The 25369-nt window shown below is 36.7% G+C and carries 24 protein-coding genes and 1 pseudogene; 22 read left to right on the top strand and 3 right to left on the bottom strand.

The window, feature by feature from the left end; translation table 11 throughout:
- Positions 1 to 28 precede the first annotated feature (28 nt).
- From MKX83_RS05505 to MKX83_RS05560, 12 genes are all read left to right on the top strand, one after another.
- Positions 29 to 1012: a LacI family DNA-binding transcriptional regulator gene (locus MKX83_RS05505; RefSeq protein ID WP_341054515.1), complete on the top strand. Its 984-nt coding sequence runs from the start codon at positions 29 to 31 to the stop codon at positions 1010 to 1012.
- A gap of 209 nt (positions 1013 to 1221) precedes the next feature.
- Entirely contained in the window at positions 1222 to 2505 is a 1284-nt protein-coding gene (hisD, locus tag MKX83_RS05510; RefSeq protein ID WP_307317310.1) for a histidinol dehydrogenase, read from the top strand.
- 37 nt (positions 2506 to 2542) lie between these two features.
- Entirely contained in the window at positions 2543 to 3862 is a 1320-nt protein-coding gene (locus MKX83_RS05515) for a GntP family permease (protein WP_307317187.1), read from the top strand.
- Positions 3863 to 3901: 39 nt separating this feature from the next.
- Positions 3902 to 4162, top strand: a complete 261-nt coding sequence (locus MKX83_RS05520; RefSeq protein WP_341058577.1) for a YciI family protein — start codon at positions 3902 to 3904, stop codon at positions 4160 to 4162.
- 341 nt (positions 4163 to 4503) lie between these two features.
- The gene (locus MKX83_RS05525; protein ID WP_341054517.1) at positions 4504 to 5589 is read left to right on the top strand and encodes an ABC transporter ATP-binding protein; all 1086 of its coding nucleotides are present in this window, start codon (positions 4504 to 4506) and stop codon (positions 5587 to 5589) included.
- A gap of 19 nt (positions 5590 to 5608) precedes the next feature.
- Positions 5609 to 6520, top strand: coding sequence for a carbohydrate ABC transporter permease (locus MKX83_RS05530; RefSeq protein WP_445293176.1), 912 nt, complete (start codon positions 5609 to 5611; stop codon positions 6518 to 6520).
- On the top strand, positions 6517 to 7329 hold the full coding sequence (locus MKX83_RS05535; protein WP_341054521.1) for a carbohydrate ABC transporter permease: 813 nt from the start codon (positions 6517 to 6519) through the stop codon (positions 7327 to 7329). The genes MKX83_RS05530 and MKX83_RS05535 overlap by 4 nt, the downstream gene beginning before the upstream one ends.
- 22 nt (positions 7330 to 7351) lie before the next feature.
- Positions 7352 to 8677: an ABC transporter substrate-binding protein gene (locus MKX83_RS05540; RefSeq protein WP_341054523.1), complete on the top strand. Its 1326-nt coding sequence runs from the start codon at positions 7352 to 7354 to the stop codon at positions 8675 to 8677.
- 4 nt (positions 8678 to 8681) lie between these two features.
- Positions 8682 to 9401, top strand: a complete 720-nt coding sequence (locus MKX83_RS05545) for a glycerophosphodiester phosphodiesterase (protein ID WP_341054525.1) — start codon at positions 8682 to 8684, stop codon at positions 9399 to 9401.
- A 219-nt stretch (positions 9402 to 9620) separates the two neighbouring features.
- Positions 9621 to 10538 (top strand): phosphotransferase, encoded by a 918-nt coding sequence (locus MKX83_RS05550; RefSeq protein ID WP_341054527.1) that lies wholly within the window; start codon positions 9621 to 9623, stop codon positions 10536 to 10538.
- Between the two features lie 142 nt (positions 10539 to 10680).
- Positions 10681 to 11946, top strand: a complete 1266-nt coding sequence (locus MKX83_RS05555) for a dicarboxylate/amino acid:cation symporter (protein WP_095370338.1) — start codon at positions 10681 to 10683, stop codon at positions 11944 to 11946.
- Between the two features lie 116 nt (positions 11947 to 12062).
- Positions 12063 to 12890 carry an STAS domain-containing protein gene (locus MKX83_RS05560; RefSeq protein WP_341054529.1) on the top strand — a complete coding sequence of 276 codons (828 nt, stop codon included), beginning with the start codon at positions 12063 to 12065 and terminating at the stop codon, positions 12888 to 12890.
- Between the two features lie 185 nt (positions 12891 to 13075).
- Here MKX83_RS05560 and MKX83_RS24610 read toward each other — a convergent pair.
- A pseudogene (locus MKX83_RS24610) lies at positions 13076 to 13243 on the bottom strand (ZinT/AdcA family metal-binding protein); the annotation flags it as partial.
- 182 nt (positions 13244 to 13425) lie between these two features.
- Entirely contained in the window at positions 13426 to 13497 is a 72-nt protein-coding gene (locus MKX83_RS24615; RefSeq protein WP_373370939.1) for a ZinT/AdcA family metal-binding protein, read from the bottom strand.
- 384 nt (positions 13498 to 13881) lie between these two features.
- Here MKX83_RS24615 and MKX83_RS05565 point away from each other — a divergent pair, with 384 nt between their 5' ends.
- From MKX83_RS05565 to MKX83_RS05585, 5 genes are all read left to right on the top strand, one after another.
- Positions 13882 to 14418 carry a class D sortase gene (locus MKX83_RS05565; RefSeq protein ID WP_370873367.1) on the top strand — a complete coding sequence of 179 codons (537 nt, stop codon included), beginning with the start codon at positions 13882 to 13884 and terminating at the stop codon, positions 14416 to 14418.
- Between the two features lie 140 nt (positions 14419 to 14558).
- A complete protein-coding gene (locus MKX83_RS05570; RefSeq protein ID WP_341054531.1) occupies positions 14559 to 15479 on the top strand; it encodes a ketopantoate reductase family protein in 921 nt (306 codons plus the stop codon).
- Between the two features lie 61 nt (positions 15480 to 15540).
- Complete coding sequence (locus tag MKX83_RS05575) at positions 15541 to 16983, top strand: PAS domain S-box protein (protein WP_095370333.1); 1443 nt, start codon at positions 15541 to 15543, stop codon at positions 16981 to 16983.
- A 298-nt stretch (positions 16984 to 17281) separates the two neighbouring features.
- On the top strand, positions 17282 to 17938 hold the full coding sequence (locus MKX83_RS05580; RefSeq protein ID WP_095370332.1) for a 5-bromo-4-chloroindolyl phosphate hydrolysis family protein: 657 nt from the start codon (positions 17282 to 17284) through the stop codon (positions 17936 to 17938).
- On the top strand, positions 17935 to 19116 hold the full coding sequence (locus MKX83_RS05585) for a toxic anion resistance protein (protein ID WP_095370331.1): 1182 nt from the start codon (positions 17935 to 17937) through the stop codon (positions 19114 to 19116). Before MKX83_RS05580 ends, MKX83_RS05585 begins: the two co-directional genes overlap by 4 nt.
- 174 nt (positions 19117 to 19290) lie before the next feature.
- On the opposite strand, the gene MKX83_RS05590 is transcribed toward MKX83_RS05585, so the two are convergent.
- The gene (locus MKX83_RS05590; protein ID WP_095370330.1) at positions 19291 to 20943 is read right to left on the bottom strand and encodes a PAS domain S-box protein; all 1653 of its coding nucleotides are present in this window, start codon (positions 20941 to 20943) and stop codon (positions 19291 to 19293) included.
- A gap of 174 nt (positions 20944 to 21117) precedes the next feature.
- On the opposite strand from MKX83_RS05590, the gene MKX83_RS05595 reads away from it, so the two are divergent.
- From MKX83_RS05595 to MKX83_RS05615, 5 genes are all read left to right on the top strand, one after another.
- Complete coding sequence (locus MKX83_RS05595) at positions 21118 to 21351, top strand: excisionase family DNA-binding protein (protein ID WP_095370329.1); 234 nt, start codon at positions 21118 to 21120, stop codon at positions 21349 to 21351.
- 19 nt (positions 21352 to 21370) lie between these two features.
- The gene (locus MKX83_RS05600; RefSeq protein WP_341054533.1) at positions 21371 to 21817 is read left to right on the top strand and encodes a GNAT family N-acetyltransferase; all 447 of its coding nucleotides are present in this window, start codon (positions 21371 to 21373) and stop codon (positions 21815 to 21817) included.
- Between the two features lie 85 nt (positions 21818 to 21902).
- On the top strand, positions 21903 to 22463 hold the full coding sequence (locus MKX83_RS05605; RefSeq protein ID WP_307317165.1) for an NAD(P)/FAD-dependent oxidoreductase: 561 nt from the start codon (positions 21903 to 21905) through the stop codon (positions 22461 to 22463).
- A 404-nt stretch (positions 22464 to 22867) separates the two neighbouring features.
- The gene (locus tag MKX83_RS05610; protein WP_340978116.1) at positions 22868 to 24265 is read left to right on the top strand and encodes a M20/M25/M40 family metallo-hydrolase; all 1398 of its coding nucleotides are present in this window, start codon (positions 22868 to 22870) and stop codon (positions 24263 to 24265) included.
- A gap of 134 nt (positions 24266 to 24399) precedes the next feature.
- Positions 24400 to 25344, top strand: a complete 945-nt coding sequence (locus MKX83_RS05615) for a DMT family transporter (RefSeq protein WP_340978118.1) — start codon at positions 24400 to 24402, stop codon at positions 25342 to 25344.
- The last annotated feature ends 25 nt before the right edge of the window (positions 25345 to 25369 follow it).

The raw sequence follows: 25369 nt of genomic DNA on the forward strand, positions 1-25369 counted from the left end.
ATCAAAAGGATTAGGGGTCGAAAAAACAGTGAGAAGGATAGTATCGGCGATAGAAGTGGCGAGGTTGGCAAATGTTTCGCAGTCAACTGTATCAAGAGTATTTACTCCAGGTGCAAGTGTGTCCGAGAAGACAAGACAGCGAGTGCTTGAGGTGGCTGAGCAGTTAAACTATCAGCCGAATGCTCTTGCACGAAGTCTTATAACGAAACGAACAAATATGATTGGATTAGCAATGAAGGATATTCAAAACCCATTTTACCATGAAGTATTAGGGATTTTTACGAACAAGCTAAAAGCGAAGGGATATTCAGTTTTATTTGTCTATACAGAAAATGAAGAGATACAGCAAGAAGAAATCAATCACTTTCTTGAATATAATGTCGAGGGGATTATAATTACAGATGCAATGCTCTCATCTAACATCGTGACTAAACTAAAAAATAATCATATTCCCGTGACATTGTTTAATCGCTATGATAAGAATCTTGAGTGTAATTCTGTCAGTTGTGATAATATCAATGCAGCAAATGAAATAGCAAAATATGTCGATCACCTGTACTGTGAAAAAATCGTCTTTATTACAGGTAAAATAAATACATCAACTAGTCAGGAAAGACAAGAAGGTTTTGTTAATTACTTCAAAAACAAAGGAATCCCCGTCGAGATTCTTGAAGGTGACTATACATACGAGAGAGCCTTTTTCTTAACAAAAGAATTGATTGAAAAAGATTATGTACCAGATGTGATATTTGGGGCTAATGATATTACGGCATTAGGTGCTCTTGATGCATTGAAAAGCAAGGAAATAAAGGTGCCAGAACAGACAATGGTGATTGGTTTTGATGATATCAAAATGTCCTCTTGGCCTAATTATAATCTTTCTACATGGGTTCAACCTATTGAAGAGATGGTGGATGAAACCATTCGCCTTCTTGAACGAAATCAGCGGGAAACCGGACATAAGACAGTAAAGGTTCAAGGTAAGTTTATCCATCGTCAAACGACAAAATAAAAGAAGGAAAGTCCTTGCAGCCCAAGGATTTTTCTTTATGTAAAAATTTCTGAATATAGGAAAATAACAAAATATATATTTGACAAATGAAAACGCTTCATTTATCATCTATTTCATAACCTTTGCATACGTATGCAAAATGGAATGATATATTTTTTTGAATGCTTTTGCATACGTATGCAAAAATCCAGAAAGTGAGGAAATTAATGATGGTCATTTACCTAAAACGAGGAAAAGTAGAAGAGGATATTCAACAAGAAGATTTAAAAGTTTCTGAGATTGTAAGAAACACAATTAATAAAATTGAAAGAGAAGGGGATCAGGCTTTAAAAGAACTATCGGAAAAATTTGATAAATGGACTCCAGAAACTTTTCGTTTAAGTAAGCAACAAATAGAGGAGATTTGCGCTTCGATTCCTGAACAAACTATTTTAGATATTGAGTTTGCTCAAAATAACATTAGAAATTTTGCCGAAGAGCAAAGAAAATCAATGAAAGACATTGAAGTTGAAACAATGCCAGGTGTTATTTTAGGTCATAAGAATATTCCAGTTAATAGTGTAGGTTGTTATATTCCAGGTGGACGTTATCCAATGGTGGCTTCAGCACATATGAGTGTTTTAACTGCGAAAGTTGCTGGGGTAAAAAGGGTCATCGCTTGCACTCCTCCCATCAATGGTGAAATCCCTGCAGCAACTGTGTACGCTATGCATAAAGCAGGAGCAGATGAAATTTATATTTTAGGTGGCATCCAGGCAATGGCTGGTATGGCAATTGGCACGGAAACAATGGAAGCGGTTGATATGATTGTTGGTCCAGGAAATGCTTTTGTTGCAGAAGCCAAACGTCAATTATATGGTCGCGTGGGTATCGATTTATTCGCTGGACCTACGGAAACACTAGTCGTGGCTGATGAAACCAGCGATCCTGAAATGATTGCTACTGACTTATTAGGTCAAGGAGAGCATGGACCGACATCTCCAGGTGCATTAATAACTACCTCTAAAAAAATTGCAGAGGAAACAGTGAAAGAAATTGAACGCCAATTAAAGATATTACCGACTGCTGATGTAGCACGTGTTTCTTGGAATGATTATGGACAAATCCTTTTAGTTGAGGACGAACAGGAAGCTTTAAAAGAAGCAGATAGACTTGCATTTGAACATGTAGAGATATTAACGAAAAACCCAGACTTCTTTTTAGAGAATATGACGAATTATGGCTGCTTGTTCTTAGGACCAGAAACGAATGTAGCGTACGGTGATAAGGTGATTGGTACCAACCATACACTACCAACAAAAGGGGCAGCGAAGTATACTGGTGGCTTGTGGGTAGGAAAGTTTCTTAAAACAGTGACCTATCAAAAGGTAACATCAAAAGAACAAAGTGCCTATATTGGTGAATATGCTGCACGTTTATGTCAATTAGAGAATTTCGCAGGTCATGCAGAACAAGCTTTACTACGTGTGAGAAGATACGGAAATCAACAGTAAATGAGCTTTTAACTTGATAAAAAGTAGGTGATATTCAATGTTAAGTATGATCGGTTTAATTGGAGGGTTAGTCTTACTTACTGTCCTTGTGATGCGTGGGATGAACCTTTTAATTGTGGCGCCACTTTCAGCACTGTTTGTTGCAGTGCTGAACGGTGTTCCGTTATTTCCACAGTTTGCAGGTAAGGATGAAGTAGATTTCATTACGGGTTATATGGATGGTTTTGCCGGTTTTATTACTTCTTGGTACTTGATGTTTTTAGCCGGGGCAATATTTGGGAAGGTAATGGAAGATAGCGGTGCTGCTGAAAGCGTTTCCCATTGGATTGTAACTAAAATCGGGATGAAGCATGCTGTGCTTGCAGTAGTCCTTTCTTGTGCAGTATTAACCTATGGTGGTGTTAGTTTATTCGTAGTTGCCTTTGCTGTTTACCCGATGGCAGTAAGTTTGTTTAAAGAAGCCGATTTACCTCGGCGATTTATTCCGGCTGCACTTGCTTTTGGGTCAACGACTTTTACGATGACATCTGCAGGTTCACCAGAAATACAAAACTGGATTCCAATTCCTTATTTAGGGACAAACCCTTATGCCGGATGGGAAGTTAGTTTAATAACAGCGATATTTATGCTTATATTTGGCTATTGGTTATTGATGAAAGTGATACGGAGGGCGGTAAGGAAGGGGGAGAAATTTGTTGGAAGAGATACGGATAACAATGAAATAAGAAGTGAATTACCTCATCCTTTATTAAGCCTTATTCCTTTATTAGTTGTTCTTATTGTTGCATTTGTTTTCCACGATTCTTTAGCGCAATCTGCATTAATTCTTGCCTTAACAGGTGGTGTTATCGCTACATGGTTACTTAATCGTAAATATTTCAGAAATTTCTGGGAAGCTGTTGGCGAAGGAACAATGGGAGCTCTTATAGCAATTGGAAATACGGCTGCTGTTGTTGGTTTTGGCGGTGTAGCAAAAATCACTCCTGCGTTTTCTTCTGCTGTAGATTTTATGACCAGTATTCCCGGTTCACCATTAATTGGAGGGGCATTGTCTGTTATGGTTATCGCTGGATTAACCGGTTCCTCATCTGGCGGGCAAACAATTGCTTTACCAATCTTAGCACCTCATTATTTAGATATGGGTGTGAATGCAGAAGCGCTTCATAGAACGGTATCCTTATCTTCAGGTACGCTTGATTCATTACCACATGGAGGATATGCGGTGACAACCATTCGTTCTATTGCTGGGGAAACGCATAAAGATGCCTATCCTGCATTCGGTTTAATGACTGTAGTGGTACCAATTGTTGCTGTTGTACTAGCGGTTATTCTTTTTTCTCTTGGTGTTGGTGTATAATCTAGAAAAAAGTAAATAGATTCATAGGAGGTTATCGTCATAGCTTATTTTGCGGCAATACTGCATATGGTAGATATTGAAAAAAGTAAGGAGATTCGTCCAGATCACCTAGCGTATTTAAACAAACTGGAGAAAGAACAGAAAATCTTCGCTAAAGGTCCCTTTGTTGATGGAACTGGCGGGCTAGTCGTATACAATGCTGATAGTTATGATGAGGCTGTGACATTAGCAGAAAATGACCCATATATTGTCCATCATGCTCGTCGATTAGAGCTAAAGGAATGGTCTATCATCGAGTAATCATATATTGGAATAAGAACATGCATATCTCTATGTATGTTCTTTTTTTTATTTGATGAGTAAATAGGAAGTAGGTAGCTGGATGGGGTAACGGCGATGTGAACAACCGATTATATTATCTGTTCTCACCACTGTTTTTACCGTACATCCATAAAGTTAAAGCGTATTTAACATTATTATACGAGAATCTAATATTTCCTTCATATTCCAAAAGTATCATGAATATATAACAAGTGGAAAGACTTGCCTTCCTTCAAAAAGCCGTATATTCGACGAGTAAAGGGTTTTTACTTCATCGGTATATGGCTTTCTTTAGGGGGCGGTAAAAGGGGTGAGAGAATATGCGTGCTTTGGAATTAAAACAGATGAGAAAGTCTTACCAAGCGGATATAGAAGTGTTAAAAGGGATTGATATTGTGATTGAGCCTGGGGAATTTTTTGTGTTAGTCGGGCCATCTGGTTGTGGAAAAAGTACGTTGTTAAGGATGATTGCTGGATTAGAGGAAATAAGTAGTGGTGAGCTTTATATTGGCGGGGCTTATGCAAATAAGTTAAAGCCAAGTAAGAGAGAATTATCTATGGTGTTCCAAAATTATGCTCTGTTTCCTCATATGACAGTTGAACAAAACATTGCCTTTGGTCTACATGTGAAAAAACTGACGAAAGTTGAACAATCACAGAGGTGTAAGGAAGCGGCAGAAACGCTTGGACTCACACCATATTTGAAAAGGAAACCAAGAGAATTATCGGGTGGTCAAAGGCAGCGTGTAGCACTCGCTAGAGCAATCGTTACACAAGATCCTATATGTTTAATGGATGAACCACTCTCAAATCTTGATGCAAAATTGAGAACAAAAATGCGTTCAGAGATAAGGCAGTTACAAAGAAAATTGGGTATTACGATGATTTATGTCACACATGATCAAACAGAGGCGATGACGATGGCCGATCGCATGATGATTTTAAATCAAGGTGAAGTGCAACAAGTGGGGAAGCCGCTTGATATTTATAATCACCCGGCGAATACTTTTGTGGCATCGTTTATTGGCGCACCGCCGATGAATATGGTGAATGGATATATTCAAAATGGAAATGTCCATCTCCCATGCGAGACAAGGCTCCCACAAATTCATCAGAATTTAGCTGGTGAATTCACGATTGGAATTAGACCTGAGCATCTAGTAAGAGCAACGAATACGGATGAGGCCACATTGCAAGCTATCGTTACGAATGTAGAAATGCTTGGGACAGAAACACTAATTAATTTTCAGTTAACGGATAAATTGCAGTGGACAGCAAGGTGGCAAGGTCAGCATGCGATTCCTTTAGGAGAGAAGGTTTCTTTTGCTATTAAAATAGAGGACTTAGTTTTTTTTGATGATCAAACGAAACAGAATACTTTTCTTGAAGGTGTGGAGGTGATTTAGTTTTATGCCATCACTTAATATGAACGTTGACCCAAAGCGGCCATCTCTAAGAAAAAATCGATTTTCCCTTGCATCTTTAGAGGGCTGGTTATATGTACTACCATCTTTTATTTTATTTATTATTTTTCTATTTTATCCGATGGTTAGGACGGTATATTTGAGCTTTTTCTATACTGATACACAAGGAAAACCGTTGTCTTTTGCGGGTTGGGAGAACTTTACCACATTGCTTTCTTCAACTAGTTTTTTAACAAGTGCTAAGGCCACTTTCTTATTTGTTTTATACACGGTACCAGTTGGCGTGATTCTCGCTCTTGCTTTGGCGTTACTAGCTAATCAGAAATTGAAAGGCATTGGTTTCTTTAGAACCATCTTTTCCTCAACGATGGGCATGAGTGTAGCTGCCTCATCAGTCATATGGATGTTTATTTATAACCCATCGATTGGTATAGCAAACAAAATACTAAACTTTTTTGGTTTTGCTGATATGCATTTCTTATTAGATCCGAATACTGCTTTGCTCTCAGTCGCAATCGCGACGATTTGGATGAATACAGGGTTTACGTTCCTCATTTTGCTAGGGGGGTTACAAAATATCGATTCCCAATTATATGAAAGCGCAAGAATTGCTGGGGTAAGTTCTTCTTATTCCTTTAGAAAAATCACACTCCCAATGCTATCACCAACACTTTTCTTTGTTCTTACAGTGACGATGATTAATTCATTTCAGTCATTTGGGCAAATCGATATTTTGACAAAGGGAGGACCAATCGATTCGACCAATGTGATTGTGTATTCCATTTATAAAGATGCCTTCATTAACTATAATATTGGCTCTGCCAGCGCACAGGCGGTTCTTCTCTTTCTATGTGTCTTCCTCTTGACAGTGATCCAGTTCAAGCTCGGTGAGAGGAAGGTGCATTATCAATGACATTCGGGAAGAAGATCTTATTATATTTAGTCCTTATTCTCTCAGGTTTTATCATGTTTTTCCCCATTGTTTACGCTTTTATGATTAGTTTTATGCAAGGGGGAGAAGCTCTGCAAGGAAAGCTCATACCAGAAAACTTCACACTAACCAATTACCTTCATGCTTTCGAAAAGGTTCCATTACTGCGGTATTTGATTAACAGCTTGGTCGTATCCACAGTCATTATGTTGGGACAATTACTACTCTGCAGTTTAGCGGCCTTCGCTTTTGTTTTTACAAAATTTAAAGGGAAAAACCTTTTGTTTATGCTTTTTATTTCCACGATGATGATTCCTTGGGAAGCGACGATGGTACCAAACTTTCAAACGATACAGTCACTAGGATGGTTAAATAGTTTTCCAGGATTAACGATTCCTTTCTTCGCTATGGCCTTTGGGACTTTTCTGCTTAGACAACAGTTTAAGACGATTCCTATTGAATTATATGAAGCTTCCCAGGTTTCGGGGGTGAGTCGCTTTAAGTTCTTCTTAACGGTTGTCTTGCCGATTTCGAAAACAAGTTTAATTACGCTTGGAATCTATTGCTTCTTGACGGCTTGGAATATGTACTTATGGCCATTGCTTGTCACGAATGATGAAAAGGTAAGGACCGTCCAAATTGGCTTAAAGCAGATGCAAACACAAGAAATTGCGTCTGAATGGGGGGTGGTAATGGCAGGGGTGATGCTCGTCATTTTGCCAACTTTACTATTAATCTTTGTTGGTCAAAAACGTTTACAGGAAGGGTTAACTAGAGGAGCAATAAAGTAGAAGTGGGGAGAGGATGAAAAGAATGAAGAAGCTTTGGGTGGTCAGTATCTTATGTATGCTCATATTCATGACGGCATGTTCAAATGATTCAGCAACTACAGAGGAAGCTAGTGGAGATGGAAAAACAGAAGTGATATTTTGGCATTCGATGAGTGGCGAGCTTGAGCGTGTTGTGCAAGAAGTAGCTGATGGTTTCAATGCGGAACAAGATGAGATTACAGTGACACCAGTTTTTCAAGGGACATATGAAGAAGCGATTACGAAGTTTAATACGGTAGCTGGAACAGAAGATGCACCAGCAATCATGCAAACTTTTGAAGTCGGGACGAAATATATGATTGATTCAGGGAAAATACAACCAGTGCAGAAATTTATTGATGATGAAGGATACGATATGAATCAATGGGAGAAGAATATCACTAATTATTATTCTGTAGATGACACGCAATATTCCATGCCATTTAACTCATCCACTCCGGTACTTATTTATAATAAAGATGCTTTTAAAGAAGCTGGATTAGATCCAGAGAAAGCGCCTGAGACGTATAGTGAATTAAAAGAGGCGGCTAAGAAATTAACGAACGATGACCAGGTGGGCTTTTCAATTTTAAATTACGGCTGGTTTATTGAGGAATTAATCGCGGTCCAAGGTGGATTATTTGTTGATAATGATAACGGACGCACTGGTAATGCGGAAAAGGCAGTATTTAACGGTGAAGAAGGACTAAAAGTCTTTGAATTAATTAGTGAGATGCATAAAGAAGGTACCTTCTATAATACTGGACAAAATTGGGATGATATCCGGGCTGCTTTCCAATCTGGCAAAATTGCTATGTATCTAGATTCATCAGCAGGTATTAGAGCTACAGTTGATAATGCACCGTTTGAGGTTGGCGCAGGATATTTACCTGTACCGGATGGAGTAGACAGACAAGGGGTAATTATTGGCGGCGCTTCTTTATGGATGGCGAAAGATATTGATGAGGAAAAACAGCGTGCTGCATGGGAGTTCATGAAGTATGTGACTACACCTGAAGTACAGGCACAATGGCATTTAAAGTCAGGTTATTTTTCTATTAACCCAGCAGCATACGACTTACCGCTTGTACAAGAAGAGTGGGAGAAGTATCCACAGCTAAAAGTAACAGTTGATCAGTTGAAAAATACAATTCCATCTGAGGCGACTCAAGGGGCATTAATTTCTGTCTTCCCAGAAGCGCGTCAAAAAGTTGTGAGCGCAATGGAAAGCCTATATCAAGGTGTTGAACCGAAAGAAGCATTGGAGCGTGCGGCAGCAGAAATAGATCAGTCATTAGAGGCAGCGAACAGAAAAAATGGGAGTCAGTGAGAGGGTGGAGGAAGTTTCTATTTTTGCTCATCGTGGAATGAGTGGTACCTTTCCTGAAAATACAATGACTGCATTCCAAGCAGCCTTAGATGCTGGAGTTGAGGGAATCGAATTAGATGTGCAAATGAGTAAGGACGGCCACCTGGTCATTATTCACGATGAACAAATTAATCGTACTACGAATGGCAAGGGTTATGTTAAAGATTTAACTTTAGACGAACTCCTTGGCTTAGATGCAGGAGGATGGTTTTCTTCTAATTTTATCCGCGAGGGTTTACCATCACTTCAACTAGTATTAGAGTGGCTTTTAGAGGAGGGCAATGACCTTACATTAAATATAGAATTAAAGAACGATATCATTGCTTATGAGGGGATGGAAAGAAAAGTTTTAGATTTGATTGATCGGTACCAATTACAAGACCGAGTAATTATTTCTTCATTTAATGCACCTAGTTTAAAGAAAGTAAAAGCGATAAATCCGAATATCTCGGTTGGTTATTTAATTGCTGGTGTGAAACAGGATGCTATTAAAGTAGCAAGGGATATAGGTGCCGATGCCATTCATTGTCAACCAAGTTTCGCTCTTTCTACTTATGGAAGAGATGCGATAGAAAAAGGATTTCCTCTTCGTGTCTATACGGTAAACGAAAGAGCAGTAAAGGAACAATTAGTTGAAACAGGTGTCGAGGTCATTATGACAGACGTACCGGAACAACTTAAATAAAAAGTAAAGCAGGTGTAGTGTGATTGTATGCTCCCCTTTAGTAGTCAAATTTTTCAAGAAATCTGACTGTTAAAGGGGAATTTTTCGTGTCTAAAAGAACTATTACTCAGGAGTTTAAAATTGAAGTTTTACAAGCATAAATAAGGAAGCTTTAGTTAGTGTGATAATATAGGATTTAGGTGTAAATAGCAAACTGTTATTAAAGAGGAGGGCTGAAATTTGTCTGCGATATGGGATAGCGATGTTGAAGTTACTATAGACGAAGCACAACAAATAATTAGGGAACAGTTTCCGATACTTGAACCTGTCTCTATTAAAGAGAGCGGTGAAGGATGGGATAATAAAGTCTTCGTTGTAAATGAATCGGTCATTTTTAGATTCCCACGAAGAAAAATTGCTGTACCCTTAATAGAAAGAGAAAATAGATGGTTACCACAATTAAAGCAACACTTACACAGTAATATTCAAATTTCTACACCTATATATATTGGTCAACCAAGTAGTAAGTTTCCATACCCATTCACAGGTTATCCGTTGATTAAGGGTGTTTCTACCAATGAACGAGAGATAAGCTCGAAAGATCGTGGCGCTATCGTTGAGGACATTGCCTTATTTTTAAAAGCCCTTCATCAAATACCAAGTAGTCATTTTCATGGAATCATAGGGGATGAAATTGGCAGGCTAGACGTTCATGCAAAAAAACTAGAAGTTATTCAACGATTAGAATGGATGGAGGCAAATGAAGTTATTGACTCCCGAAAACCTTTTTTAGCCATTTTTCAACTAGCAATAAATACGAGTGTAACGGCAAGGAATACATTGGTTCATGGGGATTTTTATTTCCGCAACTTTCTGATTTGTAATAATTTAAGACTTGCAGGTGTAATTGATTTTGGGGATATGCATCTTGGCCATCGAGCGGTTGATTTAGCTGTTGCTTATACGTTCGTTCCATCATATATGAGGGAAAGCTTTTTTTCTATTTATGGTGAAATTGATAAAGAAACGGAATCGTTAGCTATGTTCAGAGGGCTGCATGTGATGTGCTATTTACTTTTTTATGGGATGGATAAACAGGATGAAGGCATTATAAGAGAAGCGAAAGTAGGGTTAGCGAATCTCATTTCCAATCATTAATAGCTAGCTTAAAGGTTGAAAATACGCTAAAATACAAGGGTTATCAATTTAGTTAGAACATTTGAATGCTACCATTAGTAACTCGCCAATGGGTGAGTTTTCTTTTTGTGTCATGAAATAAGAGAGGAAGGAGTTTTTTATAATGAAGAAGTTATTTTCGACCTATCGTACGACTATTTTGTTATTAGCTGCTATTCTTATTGGCGGTATAGCAGGGGTAGTGTTTGGGCCTGCGACATCAGTTGTGAAACCTTTTGGAGATTTATTTTTAAATTTAATGTTTATGATTATTGTTCCACTCGTCTTTTTTAGTATAGCATCGGCTATTGCGAATATTAGTGGGATGAAACGTTTAGGTAAAATTATGGGAAGTACATTCCTCGTTTTCTTTTTAACAGCAGTCGTTTCTGCTGTATTAGGATTCGCAGGTACCTCTCTATTCGATCCATTAAAAGATACGGATACTTCAAGTATTATTGCTATGATGGATGAGGCGGAAGTGGCAGAAGAGGAACCTGAGAATATTTCGTTACTTGCAAAACTAGTTGAGACGGTGACTGTTAATGATTTTCATCTTTTATTCTCTAAGAGCAATATGTTACAGCTTATTGTTTTCGCAATATTATTTGGCTTGGCTACCGCACTAGTAGGTGAGAAAGGCAGACCAATGGCTACCTTCTTACAATCAGGCACAGATATTATGATGAAAATTGTAAAGATTGTTATGTATTATGCGCCGATTGGTCTAGGGTGTTATTTTGCAACGATCATTGGTGAATTAGGACCGCAGATTTTAGGTGGGTATGTTCGTGCTTTTGTTTTATATCTAGGTATAACACTTGTCTATTATTTTGGCTTTTTCACATTGTATGCCTTTATTGCTGGTGGGAAAGAGGGAATCAGTGTATTTTGGAAAAATGCGATTTCACCCTCAGTGACTGCAATTGCAACATGTTCAAGTGCGGCAAGTATTCCAGTTAATCTTGACGCGACGAAGAAAATGGGCGTACCTAAAGATATAGCTGAAACAGTTATCCCATTAGGAGCAAACACCCATAAAGATGGCTCGGTTTTTGGTGGCGTGATTAAGATTGTTTTTATATTTAGCTTGTTTGGGCAAAGTATGACAGATCTGCCAACAATATTAAGTATCATTGCAGTCGCCTTTTTAGTAGGTGCGGTTATGGGAGCGATACCTAGTGGGGGATTAATTGGTGAAATGCTCATCTTGAGTGTATTTGGATTTCCGCCTGAAGTACTGCCGATTATAGCTGTGATCAGTACAATTATTGATGCGCCAGCCACACTTCTGAACTCAACAGGTAATACGGTGTGCGCGATGATGGTTAGTAGATTAGTAGAAGGAAAAGATTGGTTGAAAAAGGCGTTCCATGTAAAAACAGTTTAATTTAAAAAAATTTATAAAAATAGGTTTATAGTTTTAGGTGATTGGGTATAAGAATTCTGGTATCATATTTTGGGGAAAGTGATACTGACAATGTTGATGATTAGGAGAAAATGCGGATGAAATCATTTTACGAGTACTTTAAGGAGAAAACTTGGGATTTAACAGAGAATTGGTATGCGGAATTAGATAAGAGTAAAGATGGTGTCTATAGCACAACAGACAATTCTCAAATTACTATATTAAAGAAACAAAATCATGCATTCCATGAAATCTTTGCAGAGTTATTTAACACAGAATCTGAGGCACCAACAGAAGCATTCGATGAATGGGTTACTTCTATTGCAAAGGACCCTGCCCATTTAAGCACGCCCTTAGATGAAATCATTAGTGAATTTCTTAGTGTGCAAGAACAATATTTCGATGTAGTTCAAAATTATATTGAAGAATCAACGACGGTGTTATCACATAAAGAGGTTAACACGCTTAATCGATTGATTTCGCAATCATTTAGAAAAATTATGAGTGAATTTAGTAGAAGAAATATCGAAGAATCTAATCGTATGTTAAAAGCACAGCAAGAGATGATTATTGAACTTAGTACACCAGTAATAAAAATTAAACAGGATGTAGCTATTCTCCCTCTAGTTGGAGATATTGATACTCATCGTGCTCAAGTCATTTTTGATAAGACACTCGAACAATGTAACGATATGCAAATTGAAGAGCTTGTAATTGATTTATCTGGCGTAGCAATCATAGATACAATGGTGGCTGCTCAAATTTTTCAGGTTATAGATGGCTTGAAATTAATTGGTACCGTCGCCAGTCTTTCAGGTATTCGACCAGAAATTGCGCAAACAGCTGTTCAATTAGGTATTAATTTCCGTAATATTAAAATCTATTCTTCATTGGCACAAGCCATTCATCATACAAAGACATTATAAATAGTTAAACTAAAATAGAACACGAAAAATTTTTCGTGTTCTATTTTAGTTTCATAGTGAGTAAACCTGTTTTCTTTTCTCTTACAAACCTAGCTTTTATATATCATTTAGGTCTTAATGTACGATCGTGAACAATTTCTTCTCCACCCAAATCTGATGGATCATAAGTTGGCCCATTTGTTCTTCTAGGAGAGTTTTCTGATGTCATTACCTAGATACATATGAAAATGAGCGCTTGGTGTTGGATAAATACGATGGTCACTAAATTGCACAAACTTTGGTGCGGCTTGATCTCCATCCACTCGTTTGAACGAATACCGAACCACCTGATTACCAGCTTCATAAGTAAGAACCTTTAATCCATCCTATTCTATGTTCCAGAAAGTGTAGTTTCTTCATGATGAAATATCATTTTTTTCACCAGCTATTTCTATTCTATCAATCTCTGTTTCGTAACCTACCGTATAATACTCTTTGTATTTTTTTCTACATGCTCTTTAACTTTGTGCTGTTATACCTCATCTAGTGTTCCAGATTACCAGTCTCCTTCCCAATCAGAAAGGGAGCGGTCTTTTACTTGGTCCTCACCGAAAAATCCTTCATAAATTTGCTGGTCATTGTCTTCTTGGTGATGACTATGACCACGAGTATCTGTTTCATCTACAGCCTAATTTTTTGCAGATGAATCTGTGACTTCCTTCACTGCACAAGCAGCTAAAATAAATAGATGGAAGCTCCCAAAGAAAATAAATTTCATTTTTTCATTTTGTTCTCTCATTTTTCGTAATCCTTCTTTTTTTGCACTTGTTGATATATTTTGGTATGCAGTTTTTTTAATATAAGTCGTAATTATTATTATTTATGGCGGGTGGAAAAAATAAAATATTGCTACCAGATTACTAATGATTTACTATATACTGGAATTAAGATTTAGTAGATTAATTCGTTTTTGAATGGAGTGTAGACGAGCTTGAAAAAAGTCGGTCTTAGTATGATGTTTATTGGTTTATTATTTATCGGATTTAGTGTTTGGACAATTGTTGCTGGAAATGTGAAGGAATCCCAGTCATTACAAGTGGCCAAGGCAAAGGTAGCTGAAGGGGCGAAAAAGGCAGAAGCTTATTTGCCGAAAAAAGGAGAAGCAGCAGGGATACTTTTGATACCGAAGCTTGATGCAGAATTACCCATTATTGAGGGAGTTGATGCAGATGATCTGGCTAAAGGAGTTGGCCATTATTTAGGGAGTTTATATCCCGATGAAGGAGGTCAAATTGTACTTTCAGGTCATAGGGACACTGTCTTTAGAGGGATGGGCAAGTTAAAATTAAATGATATTTTCACTATAAAAGTACCATATGGCGAATTTGATTATAAAATTACTAAAACAAAAATTGTCGATAAAGAAGATACAAGTGTCATTACATTGCAACAAACAGAAGAAGAATTAATTGTTACTACTTGTTACCCTTTTAGTTTTGTGGGAGATGCACCTGAGAGATATATTATTTATGCCGAGCGAGTTAAATAGTCTTAAGACGAAAATATAGAGCAATAAATAGGTAAGAAATCCTTATTCATATAAAATTATTAAACTAACTTTCTCTAGCCCCTTATTTTTTTAGAATTTTGTGATAAAATTTTCAATAAAAGTATGAAAGGGTTAGATGAATGGGGATTCAATCAGTTTCTTTTATTGGATTGGGTGCGTTGGGCGTTCTTTTCGGTAGCCAAATGAACCTTTCATTACCAAAAGGTGCACTTACATTTGTTGCTGATGAGGCAAGAGTGAAAAAATATAAAGAGAAAGGAGTTTATGCAAACCAACAGTTTTGCGATTTTGATTATAGAACACCAGAAAGCATAAAAAAACCAGTTGATTTACTCATCTTTTCAGTTAAAGCAGATGGGTTGGATGCTGCCATTGAATTAGCTAAGCCAATTGTCAATGAGCATACAATCATTCTTTCTTTATTAAACGGGATTTCAAGTGAACGCATATTAGGTAGTGTATTTGGAGAAGACAAAGTTTTATATAGCGTAGCCCAAGGGATGGATGCTGTTAAAGTAAACAATATACTAAGCTATCATCATATGGGGATGATTTGTTTTGGCGATCAGGAGGCTGGTGAGACATCAAAAATGACAAAGGAAGTAGCTGAATTTTTCGATCGCACAGGTATTCCGTATGAAGTAGATACTAATATGATAAAGAGACAGTGGGGCAAATTCATGTTGAATGTGGGTGTGAATCAGACAGTTGCAGTCTATCGGGGGAATTATGGAACAATTCAAGTAGAGGGAGAGCCGAGAGAAACGATGATTGCAGCAATGCGAGAAGTGATCCGTATAGCACAGTATGAAGGGGTCACTTTAACAGAAGATGACTTATCGTATTGGCTAAATGTTCTCGATCAATTAAATGCAGAGGGTAAGCCGTCTATGGCACAAGATGTCGAGGCTGGAAGGAAAAGTGAAGTGGAGCTTTTTGCGGGAACGGTAATAGCATTGTATAAAAAGCACAAGCTAGCACAACCAACCACAAATCAAATGTTATATGAAAACATTCAACATATTGATAGTCATGTTTAAGACCACTGAAAAGAAATAAAATTGTAGAATAAACTGGGTTAGAGGAAGTTTGGAGGTTTCTATGTCAAAGAATGATGCGCTTTTTCAAAATCATAGTAGCCTAAAGGTGGTTTACCCAATTGAGGTTACTCACTTATTAATGAACCATACATCTGCAGCTATCGTTTTGACAAGCATAAATCATCGGATAAATAAAATTAATCCATCGTATACGGACTTATTGGGCTACCGTGAACAAGATGCACTTGGTACGAATTTATATACTCATTTGCGGTTGAAGAAGGACAATATATTAAAGCCCTTTCAAGATAAAGCGGAAGCAAAGGGTATTCATAAAGATGGCCATCTTATTAATTTGGAATTATCGCATTATCCCATTTATGATTCGTTAGAGCAAATTGCTGGTGGGATTACATTTATTAAAGAATTGGCGGATTCTGAATGTATAGAGGATATTGTCTCAAATAATTTAGGGATCAGTCGATTAATTACAGAGCACACGTCAGATTTAATTTTACTGTACGGACTAGATAAGAAGGTAATTTATGTATCCCCGTCCTTTGAGGAATTATTAGGGTTGGAAAAAGGCACCTATCTGGGGAAAGGTGTAATGGATCATATGAATAAAGAAGAAAGAGAGTACAGTGAGTTATTGTATAAAAAAATTAATGATACCGGAGAATCCCAAATTCTTCAATCACGCATGAAAACGAGTAGTGGGAATATCATATATATTGAGTCTAATATTTCTCCGATTTTTAATGAATTTAATGAAATTCAATTGTATGTTTGTGTCGGTAGGGACGTCACTGATCGTGTGAAAAATGATGATGCTCTAAGAAATTTAGATCGCCTATCCATTATTGGTCAACTAGCAGCCAGTGTGGCACATGAGATCAGAAATCCACTGACATCGTTAAAGGGTTTCTCAAAACTATTACATTATATGGAGGAGAAAGATAAACAGAAAGAGTATTTATCAATTATTTCTCATGAACTAGAGCGTATTGACGGAATTGTCAACGAATTTATGTCTTTAGCTAAGCCGCAAGTAGTTGATTATGATTATTTTGACCTTTATGAGATTTTAGAAGCTACATTCAAATTTCTTCACCCACAAGCCATGATGTGTAATGTTCAAATTCGATTCTTAAAGCCAGATCAACAAATTGAATTACTTTGTAATCAAAATCAATTAAAGCAAGTATTTATTAATTTCTTAAAAAACTCTATAGAGTCAATGCCAAATGGTGGAGAAGTAATTATAGCTATAGAAGTATTAAGAAATAAAAGAGTAAGAATAAATTTTAAAGACGAGGGTATAGGTATAAGCTCAGATCGTTTGCATTATTTAGGTACCCCTTTTTATACTACTAAGGATAAAGGAATCGGTTTAGGACTAACTGTTAGCAATAAAATTATCCAAGAGCATAATGGAACGATGAAGATTGATAGTAAACCAGGTGGCGGTACAATAGTAACCGTTGAACTAGGCTATTCATAAAAGGATTCATCGTTTTAAGAATGATACATAAATGAATGCATTAATATTTTGAAAATGCATTTTTTTATATTTGATCATTATTTCAGCCTTTCTCGCTATTTAAGCGAGTTTTTTTGTAAATATTTGCTTTAAGACTTAAGGCTTAGTTGGAATTACAATCTTAGTCCATGGAAAAAACTCCTTCAAATGTTGTATTCTTATACTGTAAGGGTAAGTAAAAATAAGTTCACTTATTTTGAAACTTAAATAAGACGAATTACGTAAATAGTATAAGCGGTAAAGTCAGGAGTCGATAATTTTGAACCCGTTCTATGTGTTTTTTCTACGGATACTTATCACTGTACCTGTGTCTGTGTTGACATGGTTAATTAGCTACTTTTTTATGAATTACGGTTTTTGGATGAGTGGACTAATTGGTGCTGGTGTAGGTGTATTTACGTATTGGTTGAGTGGAATAATTATTGTCCATCGTTGGATGAAAAGTAAGGGACTCAAGCGGAAAGAGTTTCGTTTTATCCAAGATAATTTAGATGATGCCCGAATCAAGATGAGTCGTTTACATCGTGCTTTAATGGCAATTCGCCATTGGCCATCTGGTCGTCAACGTAAAGATTTTATTAAAGTGACAAAAAGGATTTACCAGCTTGTGCAAAAGGAGCCGAGACGCTTTTATCAAGCTGAATCATTCTTCTATTCGCATCTGGATTCAGCGGTAGAACTCGCTGAAAAATATGTTTTTCTTTCCTCACAACCGAAGAAAGATTGGGAACTTGAGCAATCATTAACAGAGACCAGAAAAACTTTGCAAGAGCTAATGGTTCATGTAGATAAGGATTTACGTTCAGTGCTAGCGAATGATATTGATGATCTTCATTATGAAATAGATGTAGCCAAACATAACATTAAGAAATTAAAAGATGAGAAAACGAATGATGAAAGTAGGCGATTAAAATGACAAAAGAAAAAAATACGTCAAATCAACCTACCCTTGGTGCAGATATATTGGATGATCTTTTAGCGGACCCTTTTGGTAATGACGACGAGACAGTCACAAAGGTTAAAAGTGAGGACTCATCTAGTCGTGTAAAATTGATTGATGTCATTCCAGAGGAAAACCGGCAAAAAGCTTACCAATTAGCTGAACAAATCGACCCAAGTAATCATCAAGCTATGATTTCATATGGTACGCCTGCTCAATCAAAGTTACTCAATTTTTCACATGCGATGCTTGACCATGTGCAAAGAAAAGATGTCGGCGAAGTAGGCTCAATTTTGGGCGAACTTATGCAAAAATTTAATGAAGTGAACCCGGATGATTTAAAGCATGAAAAACAAGGCTTTTTCTCAAAAATATTTGGCAAGCTTTCAGGTTCTGTCCATGAAGTATTGTCGCAATATCAAAAGGTAGGCGCACAAATTGATCGCATCAGTGTGAAGTTAGAGCGAAGTAAAAACCTGCTTCTCTCAGACATTGTTATGCTAGATAAGCTGTATGAAAGCAATAAAGAATATTTCCATGCCTTAAATATTTATATCGCTGCAGGGGAACTAAAGCTCGAGGAAATGAGAGAACAATCGATTCCGGATCTAAAAAAGAAAGCTGAATCATCACAGGATCAAATGAAAGTACAGGAAGTGAATGACTTAGTCCAATTTGCTGAAAGATTGGATAAACGTTTATACGATTTAAAGTTAAGTCGAGAAATCACCATCCAAAGTGCGCCACAAATTAGACTGATCCAAAATACAAATCAAGCGCTAGTAGAAAAGATACAATCATCCATTATGACTGCTATTCCATTATGGAAGAATCAAGTCTCTATTGCTTTAACTTTGATTCGCCAACGCCATGCAGTAGAAGCGCAAAAGCATGTCTCAAAGGCAACGAATGACTTACTATTGAAGAATGCAGAAATGCTAAAAATGAACACTATAGAAACAGCGAGAGAGAACGAACGCGGTTTAGTAGATATAGAAACATTAAAGAAAACCCAGCAAAACCTAGTCGAAACGATTGAAGAAACATTGCGCATCCAAGAAGAAGGTCGACATAAAAGAAAACAAGCCGAAAGTGATCTAGCCCATATGGAAAACGACTTGAGGCTAAAACTATTAGAAGTAAAAGATAAATAATTTATTAGGCACGGATAAATGCTAATTTAGTATTTATCCGTGCCTTTTTAGATGGAAGAATAATTGAACTGAAAGAGCATGTCTAGAAAGTATCAATACTTATGTTAAAAGACTAAAGAATAGCCAAGCCAAAATACCGATGTTCTTCTTTAAACCGGCATTTTGGCTGTTTCATTATCCAACTGGTACACGCGAAGCGATTTGTATCGGCAGCTTGACAGTTACTGTTGTTCCCTCATGTAAAATACTTGAGAAATGAATGGAACCATTGTGGCTTTGAACTATTTTATTGCTGACTGTTAAACCAAGACCAGTACCTTTTTCTTTGGATGAATAAAAAGGTTCGCCGAGTTTTGTTAATAATTCTGGAGACATGCCATCGCCATTATCAGATATTTTTATGATAGCAGTATCCTCTTCCTTTTCTAATGAAATCATGATTTCACCGTCTCCGTCAGTTGAGGCTTCAATAGCATTTTTTATTAAATTGATAAATAATTGTTTAAGTTGATTAGGTTCACACAGTATAGAAATTTGCGTACGTAAATATGACTTTAATTGAATTTGGATATTATGGAGTGATGCTTCCGTTTTTAATAGTGAAATGACATTATGGAGTAATTCATAGATATCTGCTTGAATGAATTTAATCTCTTGTGGTTTGGCTAGTAGTAATAGTTCGCTAACAATATGATTGATGCGATCCAATTCTTCTTCCATAATGCGATAATAAAATTCATGTTTACTGTCTTCTGTCGTTAATACTTGTACAAATCCTTTTAACGAAGTGAGTGGGTTTCTTATTTCATGAGCCACACTCGCTGATAGTTCACCAACTACAGATAATTTTTCCGTTTTTCTTAATTGTTCTTCAGCTAATCGTAGCTTTGTGACGTCTTTCCCATAACAAATAATACCAGCTTGTTTATTATTAATAATCATAGGCACAGCTGTACATTCTAAGATGATTTGAGGACCATTTTTATGGTTCATCGCCATCTCACATTGTATATGTTGATTCGTTTGTCGTATGTGTTCAAGACTTTTAAATAATTCATCATGTAAGTCTTTAGGAAATAGGTGGGTGATGGGTTGTTGGAGTACTTCTTCTGGCTGATAACCGGTTATCTCCTTAAATTGGGGGTTTGCTTGAGTAATCCGTCCGGATAAATCCATCATGACGATCATATCTTGGCTGTACAAAAACAGCGATTTATATTGCTGTTGACTTTCTTGTAATAATTCATCCAATCTCTTTTTTTCGGAAATATCTCTACCGATAATTACAAGCCCTTTTCTACTTCGGTCTTCATGAAAAAGAGGAACTTTAATTGTGTCGAATATCTTCTTTGTTCCATCGGGTTGTAATATATTTTCCTCGATTCTCGCAATTTTTCCACTATCCCATGTTTCCTCATCTGAAATCATACAATGAGCGAAGGAGTTTTTGTAAAAACTTCTTGCTTGATCGCCGAGTTCAATATCTGTTTTTCCTCGATATTGGTCTTCTTCAAGATTAAATAGTTCAAGGGCGACTTTATTTGCTTCGATCCATCTCCCTTTTTCGTCTTTAAAATTTACGAAATCGACCATTGCATTAATAAGTGTGGATAATCTCTCTTTATCTTCTTTGGATGTATTTAGTTCTTCAATTCTTTTTATAAAATAGTAGAAGAGACAAGTTGTAAAGGAGATATATAAAATTTCTTTTATATGTATCATGGAGATTAAGTTGGATGATGTATGAAATTCCCTAATGAGTAGGTTTGTTGAAATGACCCAAATGATACTTCCTAAAAAAAAGAAGATTAAGAATTTTGTTTTCATATCTATGCTCCTGTTCTGTAAAACAAATAATCACTATACTTTATAGTAATCGATTATGAAAAATTTTGCCATTAAAGATTGAGTATTTTAATAATTAAGTATGATAGTAGGAGAAATAAGCGTTAAAGAAATAAGTTATAATAGTAGAAACTAGTTGGAGGAGATGAAGTAATCATGTATTTAACAATAGAAGAGACAGCTCAATATTTATCGGTATCAGTCAGTTATGTAGAAGAGTTGATCCTCCAAGGTAAAATTCGTGTCATTCATGATAGCGAGGGAGCAGTACTCATTTATAAAGATCAATTTAAAACCCATTTTCAACAATTAGAAAAATATAAGAAATTGGTGGAAGAGTTATCGAAGGAACCAATTCCAGAAGATCGGGATATAAAGGATGAAGATTAATACGTAAGGATGTGACATGATGAAGTTAAAGCTCGTTAATGAAGGTAAGAAAAGATATATAGATCTGCTACTGCTTGCAGATGAACAAGAGAATATGATTGATCAGTATTTAGAGCGGGGAGACCTTTATATTTTCGAGGAAAAACAAAAGTTAATCGGCGTTTGTGTTGTAACAAAGGAGAATGAAGATATATATGAAATAAAGAATCTGGCTGTTGCCCCACATTTAAAACGAAAAGGATATGGCAAAAAGATGATTCAGCTTGTGGAAGATATCTATAAAGGGAGAGCCCACAAGCTTCAAGTAGGAACGGGAGATAGTCCCCTTACGATCCCTTTTTACCAGGCGTGTGGATTTCATATTTCTCATCAGATTGATGATTTCTTTGTGAAACATTATGACCGCCCTATTTATGAGGGTGGTAAACAACTCATTCATATGGTGATTTTACAAAAGCAGCTTTGACCTCTAAAAGGATAGAATGTTTTACATTTCTAATTATTTTGTCTATTCTAGAAAAGAGAGAGTATTTCTTGAGGAGGAATGGAACATGTATGATATTCTAATCGTTGGAGCAGGGCCTTCTGGTGCGAGTGCAGCTTTATTTGCTGCTAAAGCGGGGAAGAAAGTGATTGTTATTGATAATGACAAAGGTGTAACAAAAAGGGCTTGGGTTGAAAACCATTATGGTGTATTAGAGGTATCAGGTCCGGATTTGGTTAGCACAGGGAAAAAACAGGCAGAGAAATTTGGGGCAGAATTAGTAGATGCAACAGTAGAATCTATTGAGAAAAAAGAAGAAGGTTTCGTTGTTACTACTTCTGAAGGTAGTTATGAAGCGAAACATGTCATTTTAGCAACAGGGTTCTTGTCTGATTTAGCCGAAAAAGCAGGTGTACAAACGAAACCGGGAACAGAGCCAAGAGTAAAAACCATTATTGATGTAGATGCATCAGGTCAAACCAATATTCCTGGCATCTGGGCTGCAGGTACGACAGCAGGTGTAAGTGTACATACAATTATTACTGCTGGTGATGGCGCGAAGGTAGCTATTAATGTAATTAGTGAGATAAATGGTGAGCGTTATGTTGACCATGATGTATTGAAATAAATAGTAGTTGTTTAAGAAGGCTGACTGTAATAGTCAGCTTTTTTGATTTGAAATTGATTGTTGGAGAACATGCCTATTTACTTAGAATTGAAGGCTGATTTTGCATTCTTAATGTATTAGAAAACTATTTATTTTGGAATTTTATGGAATTGAAGGATCTATGAAATTGTTTAAATATAAGCTCTCTATTAAATTACCTTCTCATTATCACTCCTTTTTATTTATATTTACCTGAGAGTAACCCTCCTCTTCTATCCATCATTTGTCATCTATCATTTGTAGTTAAAAGGTTCGTATATGAGAAACTAGCATTTTTTCCCTATTGAAAGATAGTGAATACTACACTTATTAACTCGGAATTAATAGTCTAAACTTTTAGAAAATCGATTAATAGGAGGAAAAAAATGAAGAAATCTATCTTAAAATTTAGTTTGGCTACTACTCTCGTATTTGGTGCATTAGGGGTTCATGGCTATGTTGTTAAACCTGTTGAAGCTGCTGATACACAGAGTCATTCACATCACTTCTATGACTATTTAATTACAAAGTTAGTAAATGAGCACAAAATCTATCGCAATATTGCTCATCTTGCAAAAGAGCCGAGAGTTGCGGGAACAGTTGAGGAAGATGAGGCTGTCGAATTTATCAAAAGAGAGTTTAGGAATTACGGTTATCGTGCAGATATTCAACCGTTTACCTATGTTGGGTATACACCCCCACATACGATTGAACTACAAGTCGATGGATATAATGAACAACTAAACCCTGACTACTTTACGTATTCTATTAGTGGGAATGTGAATGGGGACATCGTCTATGGCGGTCTAGGTAAACCAGAGGAATTAGGCGATGTTACAGGAAAAATTGTTTTAATCAAACGCGGAGAGTTAAGCTTCAGTGAGAAAGTGTTGAATGCAGGAGAGGCAGGGGCAGCGGGTGTAATTATTTATAATAATAGTGAGGGCTCTTTAAATGGAACTTTGGGAGCACATAATGATCAATTTGTTCCTGCGATTTCTTTGTCAAAAGCAGAGGGAGATGCGTTGCTTGCTAGTATAGAAGCCGGAGAGGTTACAGAAGCGACTATCAATATAGAAGGGGCAAATACAGGAGAAAAAACATCTCATAATGTCATAGCGACGAAAAAACCAACCTCAAAATTAAGAGATACGAATGATATTATTGTGATCGGTGCTCACCATGATTCTGTAGCTGGTGCACCAGGGGCCAATGATGATGCTTCAGGAACAGCGATGACTCTTGAATTGGCAAGGGTACTTAAGTTATTCCCAACTGATACAGAAATTCGTTTTATTACATTTGGTGCTGAAGAAGTAGGATTACTTGGTTCTACACATTATGTAAATAGTTTACCTGAAGATGAGCGAAATAGAATTGTGGCGAATTTTAACTTAGACATGGTCGGGAGTAGAGATGCAGGTAATTTAGTTTTGGCCACAATCGATGGGGAGCCAAACCTTGTTACCGAGTTAGCTCAAGAGACTAGCTCGAGGTTAAATGGAGAAGCGACACCGATTAGAAGTGGCGGCAGCAGTGATCATGTGCCATTTGCCGAAGTAGGTATTCCAGCAGCTTTATTTATTCACAGCCCTTCAGAACCTTGGTACCATACACCAGATGATACGATTGATAAAATTAGTAAGGAAAAACTAAAGGATGTAGCTAGTATTGTTGGAACGGCGGTATATCAACAAGCGCAAATTGATCGGATGATCAAACCTAGAAAGCAACAAGAGAAAAAGGTAGAGCCACAAATGTTTCTTGAAGAGGATTTAAAATAGGTAAGGTTCAGTTCTGTAAAGGTGGGGGCGGATGCTTCCACCTTTTCTTGCTCATCAATTGCTTACTTTCTATCCATATGAAGAAAATATATGTTAAAATTTACTTCATTACAGAGACGGAAAGAAGGATGGGAATGAACAAGCTCGGTCTATTTTTATTTATGACAATATTAATGATGATATGGGGATTTAATGTTTCCGCTATTAAAATCCTTGTCTCATCTTTCCCACCGATTACGATTACTGCTATCAGGATTCTAGTTGCGGGATTTTTTGTTTTTCTTATGCTCGGAGTTATAGGGAAAGTTAGAAGACCAAATCGGAAGGAATTTCAATATATTATATATGGTGGTCTCTTTAATATTACGGCTCATCATTTTTTCCTAGCACATGGGTTAATGGAAACAACTGGTGCTAACGGAGGATTAATTTTAGGTTCGGGGCCAGTCTTGACGGCTATTCTCTCCGCCATTATCATTAAAACCATGCCTTCACGTATGCAGATTATAGGTTTTATCTTTGGCATTATTGGTGTTTCTTTTATCGTTGTAATCGGTAATGGAGGGTTATCTGGTTTTTCTTTTGGAGATATTTATATTTTCTTATCGATTTTATCCCAAGCGTTCAGCTTTATTCTTATCAGTAAGGCAGCGAAAACTATTGATAGTAGACTACTCACTGGATATATGCTGGTTTTTGGGGGCATAATTCTCGCCATCATAGGTTTGATTTCAGAGCCTTTTGCATTTACAAATTTATTAGATGCTCCAAGTTCTTTATGGATTTTATTCTTAGCATCTGCCATTTTAGCAACGGCTATTGGACAAATGGGCTACAATTATGCGATTAGTAAAATTGGTCCTGCTGAAGCCGCCATCTTTTTAAACTTAAATACATTCTTTGCTCTTGTCGGGTCGGCATTATTTTTAGGGGAGCAAATCACGGTTTATCATTGGGTTGGTCTTGTCTTTATCATTCCTGGTGTACTCCTTGGATCAGGTGCGATTGAATCATTATTAAGAAAAAGAAGAACAGAGAAGATGAAGCCAATAAAAGAAAAAAACGTGGCAAACAAATAGGGTTGTAAATGAATTTCCTCTTAAA

Origin of the sequence: Cytobacillus sp. FSL M8-0252, assembly GCF_038007345.1 — a bacterium.
Classification (GTDB): Bacteria; Bacillota; Bacilli; order Bacillales; family Cytobacillaceae; genus Cytobacillus; species Cytobacillus kochii.